The organism is Rathayibacter rathayi, assembly GCF_004011095.1.
Lineage (GTDB): Bacteria > Actinomycetota > Actinomycetes > Actinomycetales > Microbacteriaceae > Rathayibacter > Rathayibacter rathayi.
The window spans coordinates 130,347-152,308 of the sequence record NZ_CP028129.1; the positions used below are offsets into that span (position 1 = coordinate 130,347).

A 21,962-nucleotide genomic window follows, 5' to 3' on the forward strand; every position below is an offset into this window, starting at 1 on the left:
CTCGGGGCGCGCGGAGGAGGTGGGCGACGAGCCGGCGGACGTGGAGGAGCCGGCGGACGTGATCGAGGCGGAGTCGGAGGACGACCGCTCGATGCTCGAGCGGGTCGAGTCGCTGGTCCGGCGGTGGATCGCCCGTAGCGCCGAGTTCCCGGTCGAGGCCGCGGCGCAGCGGCTCGCGGGCGTGCTCCAGGACCCGAACGGCCTCGATTTCACTGTCGGCTTCGTCGACGGCGTGGCCCGGCCAGAAGACCTGTCGGTCGCGGCCGAGAACCTCGCGGCGCTCACCGCGAAGACGCCCGCGTCCCTCCCCTCCGCTCTGCGCGCCGCGATCAGTACCGGCGGGGCCGTGGGACCGGTGCTGCCGTGGGCGGTCGTGCCGGCGGCGAGACGGATGCTCCGGCACTTCATCGGCCACCTCGTCGTCGACGCCTCGGAGGCGCGTTTGGGTGCGGCCGTTGCGGCCCTGCGCGAGGGTGGGGACCGGCTGAACCTCACCCTGCTCGGCGAGGCGGTGCTCGGCGAGCGCGAGGCGTGCCGGCGCCTGGAGGGGACGCTCCGCCTGCTCGAGCGGCCGGACGTCGACTACGTCAGCCTCACGGTCTCGAGTGTCGTCAGCCAGCTCTCGATGTGGGCCTTCGAGGAGGAGATCGACCGCGTCGTCGAGCGCCTCACGCCGCTCTACCAGGCTGCTGCCTCCGGCGCCGAGCACACCTTCATCACCCTCGATATGGAGGAGTATCGCGATCTCGACCTGACGGTCGCCGTGTTCCGGCGCCTTCTCGAACAGCCGGGCATGCTCGAGGTCGAAGCGGGCATCGTCCTGCAGGCGTACCTGCCCGACTCCGTCCGCGTGCTCGACGAGCTGACCGACTGGGCGCGCGAGCGGCGGGCCCGTGGCGGGGCGCCGATCAAGGTTCGCGTGGTCAAGGGCGCGAACCTGGCAATGGAGCGCGTCGACGCGGCCCTGCACGACTGGCCGCTCGCGACCGTCGGCAGCACAACGGAGGCGGACACGAACTACAAGCGTCTGCTCGACCGGGCTCTGCGGCCCGAGCGAACGGACGCGGTGCGCGTGGGCGTCGCCGGGCACAACCTGTTCGACCTCGCCTGGGCCTGGCTCACCGCGACCGAGCGCGGCGTGACCGACGCGGTCGAGATCGAGATGCTGCTCGGCATGGCGACGGGGCAGGCGCGAGCCGTCCGCGAGGACGTGGGACGCCTCCTGCTTTACACGCCCGTCGTGCACCCGCACGAGTTCGACGCGGCGATCTCCTACCTGATCCGCCGGTTAGAGGAAAACAGCAGCCCCGAGAACTTCCTCTCGGCCGCGTTCCGCCTCGACGACGAGGAGGTGCTGCAGCGCGAACTCGGCCGGTTCCGCACCTCGCTCGAAGCGCTCGACGACTCCGTCCCACCGCCGAACCGCGGCCAGGACCGGCTGCGGGAGTGGTCCTCGGGCTCCGGCCGTCGCCTCGTGCAGGAGCACGCGGGTGCCGGTGAGCGGGTGCAGGATCCGGCCGCCGACGGCCTCACCCGGGCAGTCCTCGGGCTCAGCCGTGGGTCCGGTGCCGCCGCCGCCACCGCCGGCTTCCACAACGAGCCCGACACGGACCCCGCCCTCCCCGGCAACCGCCGCTGGGCTCGCCTGATCACAGAGCGCATCCCCGGGTCGACGATCGGATCCAGTACCGCCGATGCCGCCCGCGTGCAGACGCAGGAGCAGCTCCAGGAGGTGCTGCGCACGGTGTCGCGCCGCGCCGAGCGCTGGGGCGAGCGCCTGGGCTACGACCGGGCCGCCGTGCTCGACCGGGCCGGCCTCGTCCTCGCCGCCAATCGTGACCGCCTGATCGAGGTGATGGCCTCCGAGACCGGCAAGACGATCGCCGAGGCCGACCCCGAAGTCTCGGAAGCCATCGACTTCGCGCACTACTACGCCACCCGCGCCCGCGAACTCGACGCGGTCGGCGGAGCGACGTTCGTTCCGGAGCGGGTGATCGTGGTCGCGCCGCCGTGGAACGTCCCGGTCGCGATTCCGGCCGGCTCGATCCTCGCGGCGCTCGCCGCCGGCTCCGGAGTCGTGCTGAAGCCCGCCCCGCAGGCCCGGCGATCGGCCGCCGTACTGGTCGAGGCGCTGTGGGACGCGGGCATCCCGCACGAGCTCCTCGCCCTCGTCGACCTCGACGAGGACGAGCTGGGCCGCGCGCTCATCACCGATCCCCTCGTCGATCGCGTCCTGCTCACCGGCTCCTACGAGACAGCCCGGCTCTTCCGCTCCTGGCGGCCCGACCTCCCCCTGCGGGCCGAGACGAGCGGCAAGAACGCCATCATCGTGACGCCCCACGCCGACTACGACCTCGCCGTCGCCGACATCGTCAGCAGCGCCTTCGGGCACGCGGGCCAGAAGTGCTCGGCCGCGTCGCTGGTGATCCTGGTCGGCTCGGTCGCCCGCTCGAAGCGGTTTCGCGCTCAGCTGGTCGACGCCGTCACCTCCTTGCGCGTCGGCCGGCCCGATGACCCGTCGGCGGTGATGGGCCCCCTGATCGAGGAGCCCACCGGCAAGCTGCTGCACGCGCTCACGACCCTCGGCGGAGGCGAGTCGTGGCTGGTCGAGCCGCGCCGCCTCGACGAGACCGGCAGGCTCTGGTCGCCCGGCGTCCGCGAAGGCGTCACCGAGGACAGCTACGTCCACCTCACCGAGTTCTTCGGCCCCGTGCTCGGGATCATGCACGCGGCGACCCTCGAGGACGCCATCCGCATGCAGAACGGCACCGACTACGGCCTCACCGCGGGCCTGCACTCACTGCACGCCGATGAACTCGCCCTCTGGATCGACTCCGTCGAGGCCGGCAACCTCTCCGTCAATCGCGGCATCACCGGAGCGATCGTCCGGCGTCAGCCGTTCGGCGGCTGGAAGCGCTCCTCGGTCGGCGGCGGCGCGAAAGCCGGCGGGCCCAACCACCTCATCGGCCTCGGCTCCTGGAAGCCCTCACCGGCGCGCTCCTCCTCAACGCTGCACCTGCGCGGCCTCGACGACCGCGCCCGCCAGTTCATCGAGGCGGCCCAGCCCTCGCTCCGCTTCGAGCAGTTCGACCTTCTCCGTCGCTCGGCCCTCTCCGACCAGCTCGCCTGGGCCACCGAATTCGGAGTCGTTACCGATATCTCCAAGCTCGGCGTCGAGCGCAATCTTTTCCGCTACCTCCGCGTCCCGATCGCCCTCCGACTGGCCGACGGCGGAGACCTCGGCGAGCTCCTGCGCATCATCACCGCCGGTCTGCTGACCCGCTCGCGGATGGACATCTCGACGTCGATCCCGCTGCCCCCGCGAGTCCGCGAGATGCTCGGCGGCGACGAGCTCGCCGAGATGGCCGGCCTCGTCCCGCGCATCGTCGTCGAGACCGACGCACAATGGCTCGAGCGAGCTGCAGCCGGCCGTATCACGGCGACACGCGTCCGTATCATCGGCGACATCGTCTCCGACCGCGTCGACGGCTACGCGGGACCGCAGCCCAGCTCGGGCACCCCGTCACCGAGCGCACAGCAGGCCGTGGTGCGCCGATCCTCCGACTCGACCGGCTCTTTCACCGACGTCGTCGCAGGCATGACCCGCGGCAGCACCGGAACACCCGTCCCGTTGACCCGCGCCGACGGATCCCGCGTTCCCCTCGCCACCGCCCTCGCCGAAGCGCTAGGCGGCGCTCTCGATACGGTGATTTACGCCGACCCCGTCACTCCCGCCGGCCGCGTCGAACTGCTGCCCTTCCTCCGCGAACAGGCGATCTCGATCACGAACCACCGCTTCGGGACCCCGATTGACCTGAGCGATGACGTGGTCTGAGCTTGTTTCCACGCCCGTCCTTGCCGGGCGTGGCGCGGTCGGCTCGTCGACGTGGTGCGGTTCGCAGAGCGGGGGGCGTTCGGCTACGGCGATCCGCTGGGACGCGGATCACCGGTTCGCCTTGGGGGCGGAGGCGGGAGGCGGGAGGCGGGAGGCGGGAGGCGCGGCGGGGCTGGGCTTGTCGCTGTGGTTGTGCCGTCGCGGGCGAGGCCGGTTAGTTGTCGCGGCAAGTAGCGGAGTAGGGTGGGGGGATGAGTGCGTCCGAGACACGGTGGCTGGCGCCTGATCAGCTCGGAGCCTGGCTGCGCTTCATCGCGGTCGTGGAGTTGCTGCCGGGGGCCCTGGACACTCAGCTCCAGCGCGACGCCGGACTCACCCACTTCGAATACCTCACGCTGGCGATGCTCTCCGAGGCTCCCGACCGAGCCCTGCGGATGAGCACGCTTGCGGCCCGCACCAACGCCACCCTGCCGAGGCTCTCGCATGTGGTGACCCGCCTCGTCGCACGCGGCTACCTCGAGCGCCGCCCCTGCGCCTCCGACGGCCGCGCCACGAACGCTGTGCTCACCGATGCGGGGATGCAGAAGATCGTCGATACCGCGCCCGGCCATGTGGCGACCGTGCTGGCCGAGGTCATCGACCCGCTCGACTCCGAGCAGATTCCTCAGCTGGCTGACATCATGGCGCGCCTGCTCACCCGGCTCGACCCGGAGGGACGGATGTCGGTCGATGCCGTGCGCTCCTCGCTCGGCGACCCGGACACCCGCGCCTGCTGAGCACAGCCACGCAGCACGGCCACACCCAGTACGGGCACCCAGTACGGCCACACCCAGTACGGCCACCCGGCGGGCGGCTCAGCCCTGCGGAGGACCCGCCTCAGCCGCCGCCGGGTCCATGTACAGGAACTCCCAGATGTGGCCGTCCGGGTCCTCCAGGTCGCGCGAGTACATGAAGCCGAGATCCTGGGCTGGCACCGGCTCCGCGCCGCCGGACGCGAGTCCTTGCGCGAGCAGCTCATCGACCTCCTCCCGGCTCCCGACGCTCACCGCGAACAGGCCCTGGACCTGGGTGCGCGCGTCGATGATCTCCTTCGAGGTGAAGGTGGAGAAGAAGGGGTGCACGAGGAGCATCGCGTATACGTGCTCCGAGGCGACGAAGCAGGCAGCATCGTCGTTGCTGAACAGCGGATTCAAGGTCCAGCCGAGCGCCGTGTAGAACGCCTTCGAGCGCTTCAGATCGGTGACGGGGAGGTTGACGAAGAGGGAGTCGACGGCCATGCCGGTCAGTATGACGATCGACCGTGCGACACGCGAGAGTCCGTGCCATCATCGCCTCGTGCAGTTTGCGACGACGCTCTTCCAGACCGGCAACAACACGGGCATCGAGGTCCCACCCGAGGTCCTCGAGTCCCTCGGCGGTGGCAAGCGGCCCGCGGTCGTCGTGAGCGTGAACGGCTACCGCTTCACCAGCACGGTTGGAGTGATGGGTGGCCGGGCGCTCATCCCGTTCTCGGCCGAGAAGCGCCGAGCAACGAAGCTCGCCGGCGGCGACGCGATCGAGGTCATGATCGAGCTCGACACTGCACCGCGGGAGGTCCTCGTGCCGGAGGATCTGGCGACTGCGCTCGCAGAGGCTGGGGTCGCGGAGCGCTTCGCGGCGCTCTCGCCGAGTGCGCGCAAGGCCCACGTCACGGCGGTCGAGGGTGCCAAGGCCGCGCAGACGCGGGCGCGCCGCATCGCTTCGGCCGTGGCAACGCTCGCCGGCTGACGTGAGAGCAACGGACGCGGAGTGGACTGCCGCGTCGGAGAGGGCAGATAGGCTGCCCCCCGGTGCGCCGCTGGGGAGTGCTCTCAAGCTACAGACGAGGGATTAGATGGGTGCGGTTCGGCGTTGGGTGTTCCCGATCGTGTGGATGGTCATCATTGGCGCGGCGAGCATCGCGCTCGTGAAGATCGCGTTCTTCCCAGACGGCGCGGCCGAGGCCGATCCCACTCGGCCCACCGGGGTGATCACCGAGCCGACCGTTACGGTCTCACGCGGCACGGTCACCAATGACCTCACCCTCCAGGGCACCGTCGCCGCTGACCCCGCTGTGCCGCTGAAGGCCACGGCGGCCGGCACCGTCGACGATGTCTACGTGCGGCAGGGAGCCGCTGTCGCAGCAGGCGACCTCATCTACGACATCCGCGTCGAGACTCCGCGCGACCCGGTCCAGACGACCGGTCCCGACGGTGCCGTCACCGTCACGCAGCCCGAGCCCGCCGTGCGCTTCGAGCGGATCTACGCCGCGGCCGCCGGTGTGCTGAGCAGCCTCAGCGTCATCCACGACCAGGCGGTCACCGTGGGAGAGGTGACTGGCCAGGTCGCGCCGCCCACCTACGCCGTCACCGGCAAGATCGACGCTCAGCAGCTCTATCGCATCCAGAATCGCCCGACCCAGGCGCAGATCGCGATTACCCGCGGGCCGGCCGGCTTCACCTGCACCGGCCTCACCATCAGCACACCCCTCGCCGGTGCGGGTGAGGGTGGCTCGACCAGCGGCGGGACCGCCGGCGGCGGGGGCACCTCCACCGACTCGACCACGAGCTTCACCTGCCAGGTGCCACCCGAGATCACGGTGTTTCCGGGGCTCGCCGCCTCCGTGACCCTCACGGGTGGCAAGGTCGAGGACGTTCTGGTGGTGCCGACGACCGCGGTCGAGGGCACGGCGCAGTCCGGAGTGGTCTTCCGCCGCGCGGACGACGGCAGTACCGAGGAGGTTCCGGTGACGCTGGGACTGACCGACGGCAGCTCCGTCGAGATCACCGGCGGAGTGGAGGAGGGCACCGAGCTGCTGCAGTTCGTCCCGGGCGCGGACGCCGCCGCCCCCGACGACGAGTCGGCCGGCGACTGCATCACGCAGCCCGACGGCTCGGTCTTCTGCTCGTGACGATCCTCCTGCTCGAGGGCATCCGGAAGGTCGTCCCGCTGCCCGACGCTGTGCCGCTGATCATCCTCGACGGGGTCGACCTCGACGTGGGCGAGGGCGACCACGTCTCGGTCGTGGGCCGCAGTGGCTCGGGTAAATCGACGCTGCTCAACATCCTCGGGCTCATCGACGAGCCCACCGAGGGGCGGATGCTGCTCGAGGGTGTACCGACGCAAACGCTGTCCTCGCGGGCCCGGGCGCGCATCCGCGGCGGCAGCATCGGCTTCATCTTTCAGCAGTTCACTCTGCTCGAGGGGCGGACTGCCCGCGAGAACGTGATGACCCCGCTGCTCTACGCGACCGGCGCGGAGTTCTGGCGCCGCCGCGAGCATGCGGCCGAGATGCTCGAGCGGGTCGGCCTCGGGCACCGCGTCGACTCGATGCCAGGGCGGATGTCTGGAGGCGAGCAGCAGCGTATTGCGATCGCCCGTGCGCTGGTGCGCCGGCCGCGGTTGATCCTCGCCGACGAGCCGACCGGCGCTCTCGACACGGACACCGGCGAGAGCGTGATGGGCCTGCTCGACGAGATCGCCCGCGAGTCCGGTTCGGCCCTGGTGACCATCACCCACGACCCCGCCATCGCCGCGCGTGCCGAGCGCCACTACCGGCTCGACCACGGCCGCCTCAGCGCCGCTCCGGTGCCTCTCGCCGAGGCGGAGGCGTCCTGATGCGGGGGCTCGTCGGGCTCGTCGGCGCGATTGTGGAGGCGTGGACCGAGCTGCGGATCCACCGCGGCCGGGTACTGCTCTCGCTGATCGGAGTCGCGGTGGCGGTCGCCGCGCTGACCGCGGTCGTCGCCGCGGGCGGTATCGCCCGTCAGGCCACCATCGAACAGGCCGAGCGCTCCAGTGGGCGGCCAGCCAGCCTCTTCCTCTCCGTCTTCCCCGCCGGCACCACCAGCGCTCCCGTCGACACCACGGCTGTACAGAATGCGTGGACGAGCGTGCTCAAGCGCTACTCGATCACCTACGCGAGTCGCTCGACCTACGGCACCGCCCGCGTCCAGTTCACCGACGGCGCCGTGAATGTGGCTGTGCGCGCCGTCGACCAGCCGTTCGCCAAGATGCATCGACTGACGATCATCGACGGCGACTGGTTCACTGCGCGCGACTCCCAGCGCCTCGCCCCAGCGCTGGTCGTCAACGAGCGCTTCTGGGAGCGGCTGGGCAGCCCCGACCTGCGCAGCCATCCGGTGGTCTCCCTCCTCGGCGCCACCCGCGCCACCACGGGCGTGGTCGTCGGCGTCACTCCCGCCTCGCAGGGGGAGACGGAGCCCTCGATGATGATGCTCGCCGACGCCTACCCGGCGATCGAGCACGCCGCCGATGCGCAGAGCGGCGAACAGAGTGGAGCGAACTACGAGATGTGGGTGCCGCTCGATCTGGCCCAGCCGCTCGCCGCCGCCGTGAAGCGCGACGTGACGGCAGCACTCGGCTCGAACGCCGAGGTGTCGGTCGACCGCCAGGACTACCTGGTCGACGACTCCGACCCGTTCGGAGTGCTGACCGTGGTGATCGGCGGGGTGGCGGGCCTGGTTCTGGCGCTTGGCGCGCTTGGGCTGCTGAACATCGCTCTGGTCACCGTCCGCCAGCGGATCCGTGAGATCGGCATTCGGCGCAGCTTCGGTGCGTCCTCCGGCCGGATCTTCTTCTCGATCATGATGGAGAGCGTCGTCGCGACCGTGGTTGCCGGAGTGGTCGGTGTGACGATCGCGGTCATCCTGATCACCAACCCGTCGACGGTGGCGCTCGTGCACACGAACGGCATCAACGACATCCCGCCGTTCCCGGCCGAGGCGGCGCTGCTCGGACTCGGCGCCGCGACCCTGGTGGGTGCGCTCGCGGGCCTGGTTCCGGCGATCGTCGCCGTGCGGGTGAAGGTGATCGACGCGATCCGGTACTGACCGACGCGATCCGCTACCGAGGTCCCCCGAGGGTGACGACGAGGTCGTCGCACTCGACTGCGGCGCGCGCGTCGGAGTAGTTCGTGATCCTCGGCAGCCCCCTGGTGCTCGCGCTCTCGTGGCTCCCGACGACGATCACGCGCATGCCGGCGTCGAGCCCCGCGCGGATGCCCGCCTCGGCGTCCTCGAACACGAGCGCGTCCTCGGGGGCGACGCCGAGCAGGGCCGCGGCGGCGAGGTAGCCGTCGGGAGCGGGCTTGCCGTTCGCAACGTCGTGGGCGGTGATGACCGTGTCCGGGGAGGGGACGCCCGCCGCGGCCAGTCGGCCGGCGGCCAGCGGGGGGCTCGCGGAGGTGACCAGGGCGACGCGCTCGCGGGGGAGCGAGGCGAGGAACGCGCTCGCGCCGGGGATCTCGACAGTCCCGTCGGTGTGCTCGAGCTCGTCTGCGTCGAGCTCGGCGACGATCGCGTCCACGTCGCTGCCCGCGGGAGCGAAGCGACGGACGCTGTCGGCGGCGCGCACGCCGTGCACGGCGCCGAGCACGGTGTCGTGATCGAGAGAGAAGCGTTCGGCGAAGGCACTCCAGATCGTTTCGACGACGGCTGTCGAGTCGACGAGCGTCCCGTCCATGTCGAAGAGGGCGGCGCGGGCGCGGAGGAGGTGAGGCATGCGTCCATCCTGGTGGTCGTGAGGGTCCGGTGCCTGCGGCCGCGGACAGCGTTCGATCAGCGGGCCCTCAGGCCGCGCATCGCGCCGCGGCGCTACGGTGGGTCGAGATCGCGGGCAGAACGCCCGGAGGGGATGTGGAGGACGTCATGACCGACGACAACGGGACCAACTCGGACCAGGGCGCGAGCATCGGCGGCGAGGCCTCCGGACCCCGCGCCGGGTGGTACCCGGACCCGGCGGGCTCGTCCCGTCAGCGCTGGTGGGACGGGACCGGGTGGACGGAGTCGCTCCGCGCCGCGCCGGCCGCGCCCACTGCCGCGGCCGAAGTGGCCTCGTCGCAGCCCGTCCCGCCCACTCCGCCCGTCGCGCGTCCGGCCTACGGCGAGACCTCGAGCGGAGTCGGCACGAGCTACGGGCAGTCGGCCTCAGGGCAGTTCCCGCAGCAGCCGGCGTCCGCGGACCCGCAGCCGGGCTACGGCCAGCAGGCGCAGCAGCCGTACGGCCAGCCGGGGTACGGCCAACAGGTCCCCTCCGCTCCCGGTGAGCAGGCCCAGTACCCGGCCTATGCCGCCACTCCCGGCGCTCCCGCCCAGCAGCGCGACCCGAGTATCGTCACCGCGACTGCGTGGATCTGGGTGGTCGTCCTCCTGCCGCTGCTCTCGGCGCTCTCGATCTTCCTGCTGCCGCCGAGCGCTGTCGTCGACTCGATGACAGCCACGACTTATGGGCCCAGGTCCTCGATGGGGATGTCGACCGCCTACCTCGTCGGACTCGGCGTGCTCCAGATCATCGGCTTCCTGATCTACGCCGCGGAGGTCGTCTTCGCGTTCCTCGACTGGCGCCAGCTGAAGCGGGCGGGCGTGCAGCGTCCGTTCCACTGGGCGTGGGCATTCCTCGTGGCGCCGTACGTCTACGTGATCGGCCGCAGCGTGGTCGTGAAGCGCGTGACCGGCGGTGGACTGCTCCCACTTTGGATCTTCCTCGGCGTCGTGGTCGTCTCGATCATGATCGTGACCGGCTGGTCGGTGGCGCTCTTCACCCAGATGGCGCAGTCCTTCTCTTCTTCGGGCTTGTAATCCGTGGGCGCCGCCGATCTCGTGGTGATCGGCGGCGCCGCCGTCACGGAGGGGCGCCCGCCCGATCAGGCCACCTCAGCAGGTGATCGTGCCGCCGATGATTCCGGTCAGCATCCCGCCGGTCGCGCCGACGATCGCTCCCGGACCGCTGATCGCGCCGATCAGGCCGCCGGTCGCCGCGCCGCTCACCCCGTTCCCTGCGACGCAGTGGCCCCGGTCGGCCGCGTGTCGGAGTCGTCGAACGTCACCGTGGAGGCGGAGCCGTCTCGCGCCTCGAGGTGGACTCGGCTGCTCCCACCGCCGCTTTCCCTGCTGCTCGCCGGCTCAGCGCGCGCGGCCTGAGCCGTGAATAGCGGCACCGCCAGCAGGGTGGCCGCGGCGGCGATCAGCGCCGTACTCGTTCTCGTTCGTTCCATCGTCGTTCCCTCCATCGGATTTCGGTCCAGGAGGAGGGGTCAGCGCGGTGTGTCGACGAGGACGAGGATGACGAACGTCAGCACTGCCGCGACGGCAGCGGTCACGACGACGTTCCACGGATCCTCGACACCGACCGCCGTCGCGACGGCGCGGCCAATGAGGACGCCGACGAACAGGATCGGCACCATCAGCCAGAGGCGCCTTCTCCGCTCGGCCGCCGTGCCCGCTTTCTCGCTGCCGCTCATGCCCCACCCTCCTACAATGTACCATACGCATATGGTCTACCAGTTGGAGTGGGCCGGTGTCGAGCGAATGGCGGGTCCTGTCACTCCTCGCCGCGTTGGATGAGTCGGGAGAGGACGATCGCCGAGCGGGTGTGGTCGACGTTCGGCGCGATGCGCACCTTCTCGAGGGCGAGTTCGAGGCTGGGGATGTCGCGCGAGCGGATGTGCACGATCGCATCGGCTGATCCGGTGACCGTGCCGGCGTCGACGACCTCGGGGACCGCGGAGAGGATCCGGCGCAGCTCGTCCGGCGCGACGGTGCCGCGGCAGAAGAGTTCGACGTAGGCCTCGGTGGCCATGCCGTCGACGGCGGGGTCGACCTTGATCGTGAAGCCGCGGATGACGCCGTCCGCGACGAGGCGGTCGACGCGGCGCTTCACAGCGGAGGCCGAGAGGCCGACGACTCCGCCGATGTCGCCGTAGCCCGCGCGGGAGTTCTGGCGCAGCAGATCGAGGATCTTCCGATCGATGTTGTCCATCTTCCGAGGATAGGCGCGCGTGGGAGGGTGCCTGACCGGGAGCGGGGTGGCCCTGGCGTTTCGTGACGCTCAGCTATATAGTTGCGGTCGGTCAATAGTTGATGAAAATCAACTAGCACCGTCAACGAGCACTGTCGCGTGCTGAAGAGGAGCCCATGTCACACCCCGAACACCGCGCCGCATCGCGCGGAACCGCCGCGCCGCATGCCCCCGCCGGGCCGGACGGCGCCATGTCGCACCGCCAGGTGCTCGAATCCCTCAGCGGCCTGCTGCTGGGCATGTTCGTCTCGATCCTTGCGGGCACGGTCGTATCGACCTCGCTGCCCCGGATCATCTCGGACCTCGACGGCGATCAGAACGCCTACACCTGGGTTGTCACCGCGACTCTGCTCGCGACCACCGTCTCGACCCCGCTCTGGGGAAAGTTCGCCGACCTGTTCAACCGCAAGTTGCTGATCCAGCTCGCCCTCGGCCTGTTCGTCATCGGCTCCGCCCTGGCCGGCTTCTCGCAGGACACCAACACGCTGATCGTCTTTCGTGTGTTCCAGGGCCTGGGCGCCGGCGGACTCGCCGCGCTGAGCCAGATCATCATGGCCGACATCATCAGCCCGCGCGAGCGTGGCAAGTACGCCGGTCTCTTCGGCGCAGTCATGGCGATCGGCACCGTCGGCGGCCCGCTGCTGGGCGGTGTCGTGACGGACGCGTTTGGCTGGCGCTGGAACTTCTTCATCGCGTTGCCCGTCGCGATCGTCGCGATCATCCTCCTGCAGATGACTCTCCGCCTGCCCGCTCACCCCCAGCGGAAGGTCCGGATCGATTACCTCGGCGCCGTGCTCATCGCGGGCGGCGTCTCGCTCCTGCTGATCTGGGTCTCGCTCGCGGGCAAGAACTTTGGTTGGGCCTCGTGGGAGACCGCGCTGATGGTCGGCGGGGCCGTCGTGCTGCTGATCGCGGCCGTGATCACCGAGCTCACCGTGGCCGAGCCGATCATCCCGATGGGAATGTTCGGGAACCGCACCTTCAGTCTCGCCGTCGTGGCGAGCATCTCGGTCGGCGTCTCGATGTTCGGCGTCGCGGTGTTCCTCGCGCAGTACATGCAGCTCGCGCGCGGAGCGACGCCGACCCAGTCGGGCCTGCTCACCATCCCGATGATGGCCGGGCTGCTGATCGCTTCGACGATCGTCGGCGGGATCATCTCGCGCACCGGCAAGTGGAAAGCGATCATGATCAGTGGCGGCGTGCTCGCCGTGATCGGCACTTCCCTCCTGAGCACCCTGCGCTACGACACGAATCTCGTGCTCGTCGGTATCTACATGGCCGTGCTCGGCGCGGGCCTGGGCATGCTGATGCAGAATCTCGTCCTCGTCGTGCAGAACTCGATCGAGGTGAAGAACCTGGGCGTCGCGACGAGCGCGGTGACCTTCTTCCGCAGCCTCGGCGGCACTGTCGGCGTCTCGGTCCTGGGCTCGATGCTCGGCACCGTGATCGCCGACCGGATCGCGACCGGGATCGCGGGCCTCGCGCCGGCTGATCAGGTCCTCGCCGCGCAGGCCCTGGGCAGCGGCACGATCCCGCAGCCGGCAACCCTTCCCGACGCCGTGCGCATCGTGGTCGAGAGCGCCTACGGGATCGGAGTCAGCACCGTGTTCCTCCTCAGCATCCCGCTCGCGATCGTCACGCTGATCGCCGTCATTCTCTTGCCGAATGTGAGCCTGGGCTCGAAGAACGCGGTGCAGCTCACGGCGGAGCCCACGACCGCGCTCCAGGCCGCGGAGGATGCGCTGATCGCCGCGTCCGACGGCCAGGCAGCCCTGCGTCCCGTCGGCCAGGCGCGACGGACGGACGACGCGGTCTCTGCGGAGGAGGGTCGCGAGACCGTCCTCGTCGGACGGGGTAGGCACGCCGACGAGCAGCGGCAGGAGGAGCCCGCCCTGCACGCTCGTCACGCCGTCCCGACCGGGTCCGTCGATGTGATCGAGCGTTTCTGATGTCCGCCGCCGCGCCATCGGCCGAGGCGCTGCACGAGGTCGAGGAGCAGCTCACCGTGCTCGCCGTCCAGGTGCGCCTCGCCGTCCGGGACGCGGCGGCGTCGATCGACCCGGCGCTGCCGCCCTTCGGGTTGAGGCTGCTGAGGATGCTCGAGCGCTGCGGCCCGGTCCACTCCGGCGCCGCGGCGGAGCGGCTCGGAGTCGACCGCAGCGCCATCAGCCGCCAGGCCCGCCAGCTCGCCGACCTGGGCCTCGTCGACATGACGTCGGACCCCGCTGACGGCCGAGCGCGGTTCCTCTCGCTCAGCGCGGCTGGGTGCGAGCGGATGCGCGACCTCGGCGGGCAGCAGCGGCAGCGGATGCAGGAGGCGCTTAGCGCGTGGCCCGAGGCGGATCTGCGCGCGTTCGCGGGGTACTTGGAGCGGCTTACTGCGGCGAAGTGAGCCGTGCGGCCCGAGCGGCGTCTCGCGCCAACTGGACAGCCGACCGTAGCGTCTGATCTAGCCTTTCCGAGATGTTCTCACTCGGGAGGCGATCATGACATTTCCCTTCGACGACGCCGCGGCAGCGGCCCTCGCCGACGTCTCTGAGCAGGCGGCTCTCGCGCTCTCGACCCAGGGCCTGCTGCGGTCGGCAGCTATGGAGTGGGCGCTCCGGGAGTTCCGTGGCGTCTACTCGGAGCTGTTCCGGCAGGTCTGCTTCTGCGAGACCGACAACCGCAACCGGCTCAGCGGGCAACTGTATGAACTCGCGGACTTGGTGCGGCTCGTCGCCAGCTGTGCCGCGCGGGAGCGCCAGCGCCGCGAGGAATACGCCGCCTGGGAGCAGCGAGCGGCCGAGCGCGAGCAGCGACGCCGTGCCGACCCCGTCGCGGCCCTCGCCGCCGGGGTCGACGACGTCTTCGACCGGCCGCCCTCGGACCAGCCGATCGTGCCGCCACCGATCTCGGCGGTATTCTCGCCGATCTCTCTGGTCCACACCTCGGTGGGCGGGCAGGCCGTCGACGGCATGACCTCCGCCGATCCCGAGCACCTCGACGTCTTCGTCTCCGAGATCCGGCAGGCCGATCAGGCGCTGCGGTGGCGGCTCGAGGAGGCGATGACGGCCTGGGGAGTGTTCGGCAACCGTTGCTCGTGGGCGCCGGTGGAGTCCTTCTCGGTGCTCCGGGGCTTCCGCGAGCTGCTCTCGATCGGCGCGGACACCGCCAGCTGGGTCGAGCAGATCTCCTTGGCCTTCACCGCCGCCGGTGGAGGAGAGCTTTCCACCCCCGTTCTCGACGTCATCGGTACCCTCGCGAAGCCCCTCGGCGGCCGGAGCCTGCTGGACTCCCTCTCGACGCTCTCGGCCGACGACCTCGCGACACTCCTCGCCTCGTCGCCCGACCTCGCGGCGCGGCTCGGACGGGTCGCCCCTGCTGTGGTGAACGAGTGGTGGCGGAGCCTTAACTCCACCGACGGCGCGCGTTTCTCGCCGCAGCAGGAGGCGCTGGTCGCTGGTCTGCCCGGGGTGATCGGGAACCTCGAGGGAGTGCCGTACGGTGCGCGGGCGACGGCGAACGAGAGCGTGCTCACGGCGCGGATCGCGGCGCTGGAGGGGGAGGCGGCGAGTCTGCGCGGGGAGGGGAGCGACGAGGCGGCGCAGCGGCTGACGGGGGTGGAGTCGCAGTTGGCGGCGCTGACGAACATCCGGGCGTCTCTAACGCACCGCTTCGGATGGGACCCCCGCTTCCTCATCTCCCTCACCGACGCCGAGCCACCCCTCGCCGCCGTGTCGATCGGCGATCTCGACACCGCGACGAACGTCACCTACGCCGTCCCCGGGATGGGGCAGACGACGGAAAGTATGACCGAGTGGACGAAGGCCTCGCAGAATCTGCAGTCGCTCCTCCCGCCCGGCAGCGCGGTCGTCGCCTGGATCGGTTACGAGACTCCGCCGATGCCGACGGTCAGTGAGGACGGCGGTGACGTCTTCACCTCGAAGGAGGCCGTCGCCGGCGGAGCCGCTCTCGCCTCCGCGGTGCAGGGGCTCTCGGCCGTCCGTGGCGACGACATCCCGAAGCCGAACGTCGTCGGCCACTCCTACGGCAGTACCGTCATGGCGGTCGCCGCCTCGCGCTCGGACGTCGAGCTCGGGGTCGTCGTGACGCTGGGTTCGGCCGGCCTGCCGGACAGCGTTGACGAGGCGAGCGACCTGCACGCGGAGGCCGTGTACGCGGGGCAGGCGCGAGACAAGTACTTCGGCGAGACCGAGAGTGGCGACGAGGCCGCGTGGGTGGGCCGGGACTTCAGCTGGGACCACCACACGAACCCCGCCGACGAGGACTTCGGAGCGACAGTCTTCGGAGTCGAGACCGGCGGCGACGCCGGAAGGATCGTGACGGAGCATGCTGCGCTGAAGAGCGACGACGGTGATGTCGCGGGATACCTGGATAAAGGCACGGAGTCGCTCCGCAACGCTGCCCGAGCTATCTCGGGGCAGACCGATCTGCTCACGGAGAACAAGCCGCTCGGCATGACAAAGATGCAGAAGCAAATGATCAAGGGATTCAGCAATGCGCACACTTGGTGAACAGAGGCGGATTGCGGTCACAGCGACCGTCCTTCTGCTGGTGGGCACGATGGCTGGATGTGCGGAGAGGGAGGCGAGGCCGGTGAGCACGATGAGTCCTCGGGAGGGGCGGGATCGGGTGGTGGAGTTTGTGCGGGACTCCGCGGGACGTCTGGATGTCGAGGGGTGGTGGCCGCGCAGCGGTGCCGCGGTACCGGATGAGTGTGGGCTGGGCGACGGGGTGAAGGGGGCGAGTTATAGCTATGACTGGTGGGCGCCTGCGGGGACTGATGTCGAGGGGGATGCTCGGAAGGTCGCGGACTATTGGGAGTCGCTCGGGATGAGGGTTCGGGTGACGGATACCACTCCGCGGCCGACGGTGTATGGGGAGGGTGGGCCGGTGCTGCGGGCGAGTTTCGATACGGGTGCGGTCGAGAATCAGTACAACATCGGGGCCGTCATGCGGTGCGCGCCCGGCGACGCCGAAGAGTTGCTGGACGAGGACAACGCGCGGCGCGACGCGGGTGAAGTTCTGCCGGGTGATGAAGGGGTCGTACCGAAGCCGGATCCGCGGGACCCGCCGGTCGGGACCACTGCGCTCGGCGTTCAGCCGCAGAAATGATTCGGGGCGTCCGCTCTGTCGTCCCGGTCGTGTCAGCTGTCTTGCTGGTGCTGACGTTGTCTGCCTGTGCGGCGGAGAGGGAGGCGAGGCCGGTGAGCACGATGAGTCCTCGGGAGGGGCGGGATCGGGTGGTGGAGTTTGTCCGGGAGTCCGCGGGACGCCTTGATGTCGAGGGGTGGTGGCCGCGTAATGGGGCGTCGCGGCCGGATGAGTGTGGGCTGGGCGAGGGGGTGAAGGGTGCGAGTTATAGCTATGCCTGGTGGGCGCCTGCGGGGACTGATTTCGAGGGTGATGTCCGGAAGGTTGCGGAGTATTGGGAGTCGCTGGGGATGACGGTGAATGTGACGGGGCCGACTTCGTGGCCCAATGTCTATGGGCAGGGTGGGCCGGTCCTGCGCGCGAGTTTTCATACCGGAGCTGTAGAGGATCAGTACCTGATCGACGCGGTCATGCCGTGCAGTCCGGGCGACTTCGCATCGCTCCTCGATGAAGACCAGGCGCAACGAGCGGCAGGCGTGGTCTTGCCGGGCGATGAGGGGATCGTGCTGCAGCCGCGACCGGGTCAACCGACCCCGACCCCGGCTCCGGGCGCAGATCAGAGCGCTCCGGAGTGAAGGGTGCGAGGACTGACGCCCTTCTGCGTGCGGTGTCCGTGGTCGCCGTTGTCCTGCTGGTGGGCACGATGGCTGGATGTGCGGAGAGGGAGGCGAGGCCGGTGAGCACGATGAGTCCTCGGGAGGGGCGGGATCGGGTGGTGGAGTTCGTGCGGGAGTCCGCGGGACGCCTTGATGTCGAGGGGTGGCGGCCGCGCACGGGAGAGGCGCGGCCGGATGAGTGCGGCTTGGGCGAGGGGGTTAAGGGGGCGAGTTATAGCTATGACTGGTGGGCGCCTGCGGGGACTGATGTCGAGGGTGATGCTCGGAAGGTTGCGGAGTATTGGGAGTCGCTGGGGATGAGGGTTCGGGTGACGGATACCACTCCGCGGCCGACGGTGTATGGGGAGGGTGGGCCGGTGCTGCGGGCGAGTTTTGATACGGGTGCGGTCGAGAACCAGTACAACATCGGGGCCGTCATGCGGTGCGCGCCCGGCGACGCCGAAGCGCTCCTCCTCGACGATGAGGCGCAGCGTGCGGCAGGCGTGGTCTTGCCGGGCGATGAGGGGATCGTGCTGCAGCCGCGACCGGGGCAGCTGATGCCGACGTCGATCCCCACCGCGCCGCCGCCCACCGGCTGAGCCGCCTCAGCGCGGAGTGCCCACGAGCTGCGCGACGTGCACGACGAAGGCGCGGCGGCGATCCCGCGTCTCCTCGCCGCCGCGGGAGGCGAAGGGGGTGAGGTGCCAGATCTCGCAGAGGCCGAGGAGGGCGATGAAGAGGTCATCGGCCGACCAGCTCGCATCGACGACTCCGGCGCGCTGCCACTCAAGGACCCGGGCCTCCAGGGCGGGGACGCCGCCGAGCCGGTCGCCGACCTCCGCCCAGACACCGGCGCTGCAGAATCTCGCGCTCACCGGAGTCGCGGCGCACGACGCCGGGGCCGCGGGAGAGCAGCAGTCGCCCGTCGCCCACATGGGCTGATCCCGCCCTAGGCGACACCCACTGGATCGGGGTCGGGAACATGCCCGGCACGCGCATACGGTAAACCCATGAACCACGCCGAGGGGGTCATTGCATACTGAGTACCGACCGCCCTCTCGCTGGATCAGTCACACGGATACTCGGTGATGGCCAGGTGAAGAAGCTCTCAGACTCAAGTGTGAGCGCAACGGGAATAAGCGTCATCGTCGCGAGGGAGAATTGTGTATGAGTGGAACCGGTGATGAGCAGACGCAGAAGTGTTATTCGCCACACTGGCGGGACCATGACCTCGACGCGGGCATTGGCGTCCAGCTGAACCGCGATGACGCAACGATGCGGCGAGCACCGGCCACTCGCGAACGTGTCATGATTCGCGTGGTCGGCTTTCATGAATATTGTCGTTCACGTTTCGCGGCCTCGGGATGGGGAGCGACCCTCGCAAGTGTTCTCCTCGTTGCCGGAGCATCTCTCACTGTGATCAACTCGGTCCACAGGCTGATCCGAGCAGTGCAGTCCGAACGAGGTGAGAATATCGCCACGATGGCGAGCGGAGTGGGGAGTATCGGAATTGCGGGGATAGTCGCATCTGCACTGGGTTGGGCTGTGCTTGCCGGTGTCTTCGCTCGCCGGACGTCGAGGTGGACTTTCGCGGCTGTAGGAGTCGGAATCTCTTTGACGCTGCTCTTCGAGTTGCAGGTCACGGATAACTACCTACTCCGCATCGGAGTCTGCCTCGGATCACTCTTTCTCTATGCTGCATGGGCGGTTGCCGGCGGCTTCATGGCAATGGCTCAGGGAATACAGCACGCGTTCTTTGCCTGTGGTCTCATGGAAGTCGCGAGAATGGTGGCGGCCCTGTGGGCTACACGTCTGACATCGTTGGACGAGCCAGCCAGTGTCTTTCTCGGTATCAGCCTCTGCGCCAGTATTTCAGCATTACTCGTCCTCGTTCGCATTGTCACTTTTCCCATCAGAGCAATGCCTGACCTCCGGTGTGTTCGAGCGGAACGAGGAGGGCGGGGCGCGGAGACGCCTCGCCCTCCGCTCTGAGCCTATCCTGTGATGAGAGTCGCCCCCCAGGCGTTAGCAATAGACTGGATCGAGGTAAAGCCGACTCCTCCATAGCAGTCGACATCCTGCGAATGCGCCAGCGAAGGGCACGATGTCGGAGTGTTGCCGTATTGGATCATCCCGACTGCCCCGAAGCCGTTGGACCAGGGCACGATCACCGGTCCACCACTGTTCCCGCCCGCGTTGATCCAGCTGTCCTTCTTGGCCTGGATATTGTAGAAGGGGTCGCCTTGCCCGTCGTTCCACAGAACCGCCATGTTGTCGATGACGCCACCGCAGGACACGCCGGTATTCCCGCCATCGGAGCACACTTCGTTTCCGATTCCGACAGCTTGGTGTCCCTTCACCGGAACGCTTGCCGAGGAGTTCACTCCGCCGTTGAAGACCCTGCCAGAGCCCGCGGACTCGAGGCGCGCGGCTCCATAGTCAGGAGACGTCGCGGAGATGCCGCCGAGATGGGACGAGTAGTTGCTGTACGACGTCCACGACCCCCCGGGCGGTCGGCAATGACGCGCGGTAGTCGTCGCAGCGCTCGAGTCAAATCGCAGTGAGAACCCCGACGAGCAGACTCCGCTGTTCGCCTTGATGATGTAGTACGAGTACATGAATCCTCCGCCGTAGTACGGGCTGGAGTCGTCGTTGCGTGTCGCTGTAGCGTGGTTCACGGAGTTCACATCGGACATGATCTGCGTCGTAATCGGGCCAAGTGATGAAAGCTTCTCCTGAACGCGGGAATCAATCGCCACACGCGCTTCGTCGCCGAGGGAGTCCACTTCTTGTGCTGTGTTCGGGTCGACGTATGACCCGACGACGATAAGATCCGAGGTGTTCTTACTCAGTGTTTCGACGGCATTGATTGCGAACCCGAACTTCCGAACTTCATCGGCGGCATCCATTGTTGCTCTGGCCTGCCGGTCGATGTCCTTCCAGGCGAATGGACGCTCGACGATCGTCACGTCGAGGTTCAACTCTTCGCCTTTGGTGACCGCAGCCGCCCTCAGTGGTGAAGCTCCGCTCCAATAGAGTTCGTAGCTTCGGTTGTCGGCGGAGACGGCGCCGAAGAGGAAGCCCTGATCCTGTGCCTTGTTCTCCTCGAGCCAGTCAAGAAGTGACCCGGCGCCGCGCTCATAGTTCAGACGGTCCCAGCCGGTGTGATCAATGAAGTCCTGCACCTCGGGAGAGAATTCCCAGGAGTCTTCTTGTTTCTGGTCTGATGGGGATGGAGGTGCAGGAGAAGGCGTCGCCGCGGCTGTTACCGAACATGTGAGGACAGCAAGTAGGGCGATGCTGGCTAGGGCTGATATGCGCACTGTAGAATTTCTCCTTCATTATGTGGAAGTAGGCGTTTCCCCCTTGGTCGTAGCGTACGGTGGAGAGAACCTCACGTCTAGGAGGATGCTCATCTGAATCCCGCCCCACTATCGGGGTGGCGGGGTGGCGGGAAGCGTCGCCCACCTGGGTTGATCCCGGCCTTGGCTCGAAGGCGCAGATGTCGTCGTCCCCCTTAAAGAGCGTCTGGTCGGCTTAAGGAGCGTCTGGTCGGCGTCGTGCTTACCCAGGCGGACGCGCTGCCCCGCGCGCGGGCGCAGTGCTCGTGGTGCCGCGACGTGCAGCTCTCGAACGATGTCGTCCTCTTCGGGGCGAGGAAAGCCGGCGCGGACGGATGGGCGGGCGACTCACTCGGTCCGCTGGTCTGCGCCGACTTCCCGTGCTCGGCCACTGTGCGGAAGCGGCCGCCGGTCGCCTCCGTCGGATTCGATGTCGAGGCGGCGCGGGCGGAGCCGATCGCGACTCTGCGCTCGCGCACCACGGGCTTCGTGCGCGAGGTGCTCGTCGAGGCGTGAGGGCGCTCAGCGGCGCGTCGACGCGCGGACGTGCATCCGCTCGCCCTGGCGGCCGAACAGGCTGAGGAACTCGACCTGCTGCTCGTCGGCGCGGCCGAACCAGTGCGGCACCCGGGTGTCGAACTCGGCGGCTTCGCCTGCCGGCAGCACCAGGTCGTGCTCGCCGAGGCGCAGGCGGAGCCGCCCGCTGAGGACGTAGAGCCACTCGAAGCCCTCGTGCGTGCCCTGCTCACCGGGTTCCGTGACCGGCCCGGGCGGGAGCGTGTGCTTGAACGCCTGGAGCGCCCCCGCATCGCGGCTGAGCGGCTGGATAAGCATGCCGTTGCGGCGCACCGGCCGCCCGTGCACTCGCGGATCCTCCGGCGCGGCCCCGACGAGCTCGTCGAGCGGCGCCCCGAGGGCGCGGGCGATCGGGAGGAGCAGCTCGAGCGTGGCGCGCCGCCCCCCGCTTTCGAGGCGCGAGAGGGTGCTCGCCGAGATGCCGGTCTCGGCCGCGAGGGAGGCGAGAGTGCGGTCGCGGCGGGTGCGGAGGCGTCGCAGGCGCGGTCCGACGGCGGCGACGATCTCGTCGTCGGAGGGGGCGGGTGGGGTCTCGGGCACGGCGCCATCCTGACACGGGGAGTCGCGGCGCATGCCGGAACAGCACGGATCCTCGCGGATTCGCGCGTGTCGGCGGAGCAT

At 69.2% G+C, this 21,962-nt stretch carries 21 protein-coding genes; 13 read left to right on the top strand and 8 right to left on the bottom strand.

What is annotated here, in order from left to right:
- Nucleotides 1-91: 91 nt before the first annotated feature.
- Nucleotides 92-3,835, top strand: a complete 3,744-nt coding sequence (locus tag C1O28_RS00715) for a proline dehydrogenase family protein (RefSeq protein WP_122999649.1) — start codon at nt 92-94, stop codon at nt 3,833-3,835.
- Nucleotides 3,836-4,086: 251 nt separating this feature from the next.
- Nucleotides 4,087-4,611, top strand: a complete 525-nt coding sequence (locus tag C1O28_RS00720; protein WP_097166222.1) for a MarR family winged helix-turn-helix transcriptional regulator — start codon at nt 4,087-4,089, stop codon at nt 4,609-4,611.
- 78 nt (nt 4,612-4,689) lie between these two features.
- Here C1O28_RS00720 and C1O28_RS00725 read toward each other — a convergent pair whose 3' ends face one another.
- Nucleotides 4,690-5,112, bottom strand: coding sequence for a VOC family protein (locus C1O28_RS00725; RefSeq protein ID WP_097166223.1), 423 nt, complete (start codon nt 5,110-5,112; stop codon nt 4,690-4,692).
- A 58-nt stretch (nt 5,113-5,170) separates the two neighbouring features.
- Here C1O28_RS00725 and C1O28_RS00730 point away from each other — a divergent pair, with 58 nt between their 5' ends.
- The 4 genes from C1O28_RS00730 (at nt 5,171) to C1O28_RS00745 (ending at nt 8,706) form a co-directional block, all read left to right on the top strand.
- Complete coding sequence (locus C1O28_RS00730; RefSeq protein WP_097166406.1) at nt 5,171-5,602, top strand: YdeI/OmpD-associated family protein; 432 nt, start codon at nt 5,171-5,173, stop codon at nt 5,600-5,602.
- Between the two features lie 145 nt (nt 5,603-5,747).
- Nucleotides 5,748-6,764, top strand: coding sequence for an efflux RND transporter periplasmic adaptor subunit (locus C1O28_RS14955; protein ID WP_160487560.1), 1,017 nt, complete (start codon nt 5,748-5,750; stop codon nt 6,762-6,764).
- Nucleotides 6,761-7,471: an ABC transporter ATP-binding protein gene (locus C1O28_RS00740; protein WP_097166224.1), complete on the top strand. Its 711-nt coding sequence runs from the start codon at nt 6,761-6,763 to the stop codon at nt 7,469-7,471. The genes C1O28_RS14955 and C1O28_RS00740 overlap by 4 nt, the downstream gene beginning before the upstream one ends.
- A complete protein-coding gene (locus C1O28_RS00745; protein ID WP_097166225.1) occupies nt 7,471-8,706 on the top strand; it encodes an ABC transporter permease in 1,236 nt (411 codons plus the stop codon). The genes C1O28_RS00740 and C1O28_RS00745 overlap by 1 nt, the downstream gene beginning before the upstream one ends.
- A 13-nt stretch (nt 8,707-8,719) precedes the next feature.
- Here the strand turns inward: C1O28_RS00745 and C1O28_RS00750 are convergent, their stop codons facing one another.
- On the bottom strand, nt 8,720-9,376 hold the full coding sequence (locus C1O28_RS00750) for an HAD-IA family hydrolase (protein WP_097166226.1): 657 nt from the start codon (nt 9,374-9,376) through the stop codon (nt 8,720-8,722).
- A 146-nt stretch (nt 9,377-9,522) separates the two neighbouring features.
- Between C1O28_RS00750 and C1O28_RS00755 the strand changes: the two genes are divergently transcribed.
- Nucleotides 9,523-10,452 carry a DUF2510 domain-containing protein gene (locus C1O28_RS00755; RefSeq protein ID WP_127821384.1) on the top strand — a complete coding sequence of 310 codons (930 nt, stop codon included), beginning with the start codon at nt 9,523-9,525 and terminating at the stop codon, nt 10,450-10,452.
- 185 nt (nt 10,453-10,637) lie between these two features.
- Here C1O28_RS00755 and C1O28_RS00760 read toward each other — a convergent pair whose 3' ends face one another.
- The 3 genes from C1O28_RS00760 to C1O28_RS00770 form a co-directional block, all read right to left on the bottom strand.
- Complete coding sequence (locus C1O28_RS00760; RefSeq protein ID WP_127821385.1) at nt 10,638-10,868, bottom strand: hypothetical protein; 231 nt, start codon at nt 10,866-10,868, stop codon at nt 10,638-10,640.
- A gap of 39 nt (nt 10,869-10,907) precedes the next feature.
- The gene (locus C1O28_RS00765; protein WP_097166229.1) at nt 10,908-11,114 is read right to left on the bottom strand and encodes a hypothetical protein; all 207 of its coding nucleotides are present in this window, start codon (nt 11,112-11,114) and stop codon (nt 10,908-10,910) included.
- Between the two features lie 80 nt (nt 11,115-11,194).
- Nucleotides 11,195-11,632, bottom strand: a complete 438-nt coding sequence (locus C1O28_RS00770; protein WP_097166230.1) for an Lrp/AsnC family transcriptional regulator — start codon at nt 11,630-11,632, stop codon at nt 11,195-11,197.
- 230 nt (nt 11,633-11,862) lie between these two features.
- On the opposite strand from C1O28_RS00770, the gene C1O28_RS00775 reads away from it, so the two are divergent.
- The 5 genes from C1O28_RS00775 to C1O28_RS00795 all read left to right on the top strand — a co-directional run bounded on the left by C1O28_RS00775 (nt 11,863) and on the right by C1O28_RS00795 (nt 18,023).
- A complete protein-coding gene (locus tag C1O28_RS00775; protein ID WP_104352024.1) occupies nt 11,863-13,620 on the top strand; it encodes an MDR family MFS transporter in 1,758 nt (585 codons plus the stop codon).
- Nucleotides 13,620-14,063: a MarR family winged helix-turn-helix transcriptional regulator gene (locus C1O28_RS00780; protein ID WP_097166231.1), complete on the top strand. Its 444-nt coding sequence runs from the start codon at nt 13,620-13,622 to the stop codon at nt 14,061-14,063. Before C1O28_RS00775 ends, C1O28_RS00780 begins: the two co-directional genes overlap by 1 nt.
- Before the next feature lie 94 nt (nt 14,064-14,157).
- A complete protein-coding gene (locus tag C1O28_RS00785) occupies nt 14,158-16,188 on the top strand; it encodes an alpha/beta hydrolase (protein ID WP_102063254.1) in 2,031 nt (676 codons plus the stop codon).
- 331 nt (nt 16,189-16,519) lie between these two features.
- On the top strand, nt 16,520-16,789 hold the full coding sequence (locus tag C1O28_RS00790) for a hypothetical protein (protein ID WP_127821386.1): 270 nt from the start codon (nt 16,520-16,522) through the stop codon (nt 16,787-16,789).
- Between the two features lie 964 nt (nt 16,790-17,753).
- Complete coding sequence (locus C1O28_RS00795) at nt 17,754-18,023, top strand: hypothetical protein (RefSeq protein ID WP_127821387.1); 270 nt, start codon at nt 17,754-17,756, stop codon at nt 18,021-18,023.
- A 6-nt stretch (nt 18,024-18,029) separates the two neighbouring features.
- Here the strand turns inward: C1O28_RS00795 and C1O28_RS00800 are convergent, their stop codons facing one another.
- Together C1O28_RS00800 and C1O28_RS00805 are read right to left on the bottom strand one after the other, a co-directional pair.
- Nucleotides 18,030-18,299, bottom strand: coding sequence for a hypothetical protein (locus C1O28_RS00800; RefSeq protein ID WP_127821388.1), 270 nt, complete (start codon nt 18,297-18,299; stop codon nt 18,030-18,032).
- A 1,119-nt stretch (nt 18,300-19,418) separates the two neighbouring features.
- Nucleotides 19,419-20,609: a chymotrypsin family serine protease gene (locus C1O28_RS00805; protein ID WP_097166238.1), complete on the bottom strand. Its 1,191-nt coding sequence runs from the start codon at nt 20,607-20,609 to the stop codon at nt 19,419-19,421.
- A gap of 363 nt (nt 20,610-20,972) precedes the next feature.
- On the opposite strand from C1O28_RS00805, the gene C1O28_RS00810 reads away from it, so the two are divergent.
- Nucleotides 20,973-21,281: an FBP domain-containing protein gene (locus C1O28_RS00810; protein WP_097166239.1), complete on the top strand. Its 309-nt coding sequence runs from the start codon at nt 20,973-20,975 to the stop codon at nt 21,279-21,281.
- 6 nt (nt 21,282-21,287) lie between these two features.
- On the opposite strand, the gene C1O28_RS00815 is transcribed toward C1O28_RS00810, so the two are convergent.
- On the bottom strand, nt 21,288-21,881 hold the full coding sequence (locus tag C1O28_RS00815) for a helix-turn-helix domain-containing protein (RefSeq protein ID WP_243392048.1): 594 nt from the start codon (nt 21,879-21,881) through the stop codon (nt 21,288-21,290).
- Nucleotides 21,882-21,962 lie beyond the last annotated feature (81 nt).

Bases quoted from the DNA above. Each gene is read 5' to 3' on its own strand.
- C1O28_RS00745 (WP_097166225.1), top strand. From the start codon at position 7,471: ATGCGGGGGCTCGTCGGGCTCGTCGGCGCGATTGTGGAGGCGTGGACC.
- C1O28_RS00775 (WP_104352024.1), top strand. From the start codon at position 11,863: ATGTCGCACCGCCAGGTGCTCGAATCCCTCAGCGGCCTGCTGCTGGGC.
- C1O28_RS00725 (WP_097166223.1), bottom strand. From the start codon at position 5,112: ATGGCCGTCGACTCCCTCTTCGTCAACCTCCCCGTCACCGATCTGAAG.
- C1O28_RS00755 (WP_127821384.1), top strand. From the start codon at position 9,523: ATGACCGACGACAACGGGACCAACTCGGACCAGGGCGCGAGCATCGGC.
- C1O28_RS00765 (WP_097166229.1), bottom strand. From the start codon at position 11,114: ATGAGCGGCAGCGAGAAAGCGGGCACGGCGGCCGAGCGGAGAAGGCGC.
- C1O28_RS00780 (WP_097166231.1), top strand. From the start codon at position 13,620: ATGTCCGCCGCCGCGCCATCGGCCGAGGCGCTGCACGAGGTCGAGGAG.
- C1O28_RS00750 (WP_097166226.1), bottom strand. From the start codon at position 9,376: ATGCCTCACCTCCTCCGCGCCCGCGCCGCCCTCTTCGACATGGACGGG.
- C1O28_RS00785 (WP_102063254.1), top strand. From the start codon at position 14,158: ATGACATTTCCCTTCGACGACGCCGCGGCAGCGGCCCTCGCCGACGTC.
- C1O28_RS00770 (WP_097166230.1), bottom strand. From the start codon at position 11,632: ATGGACAACATCGATCGGAAGATCCTCGATCTGCTGCGCCAGAACTCC.
- C1O28_RS00760 (WP_127821385.1), bottom strand. From the start codon at position 10,868: ATGGAACGAACGAGAACGAGTACGGCGCTGATCGCCGCCGCGGCCACC.
- C1O28_RS00720 (WP_097166222.1), top strand. From the start codon at position 4,087: ATGAGTGCGTCCGAGACACGGTGGCTGGCGCCTGATCAGCTCGGAGCC.
- C1O28_RS00715 (WP_122999649.1), top strand. From the start codon at position 92: ATGCTCGAGCGGGTCGAGTCGCTGGTCCGGCGGTGGATCGCCCGTAGC.
- C1O28_RS14955 (WP_160487560.1), top strand. From the start codon at position 5,748: ATGGTCATCATTGGCGCGGCGAGCATCGCGCTCGTGAAGATCGCGTTC.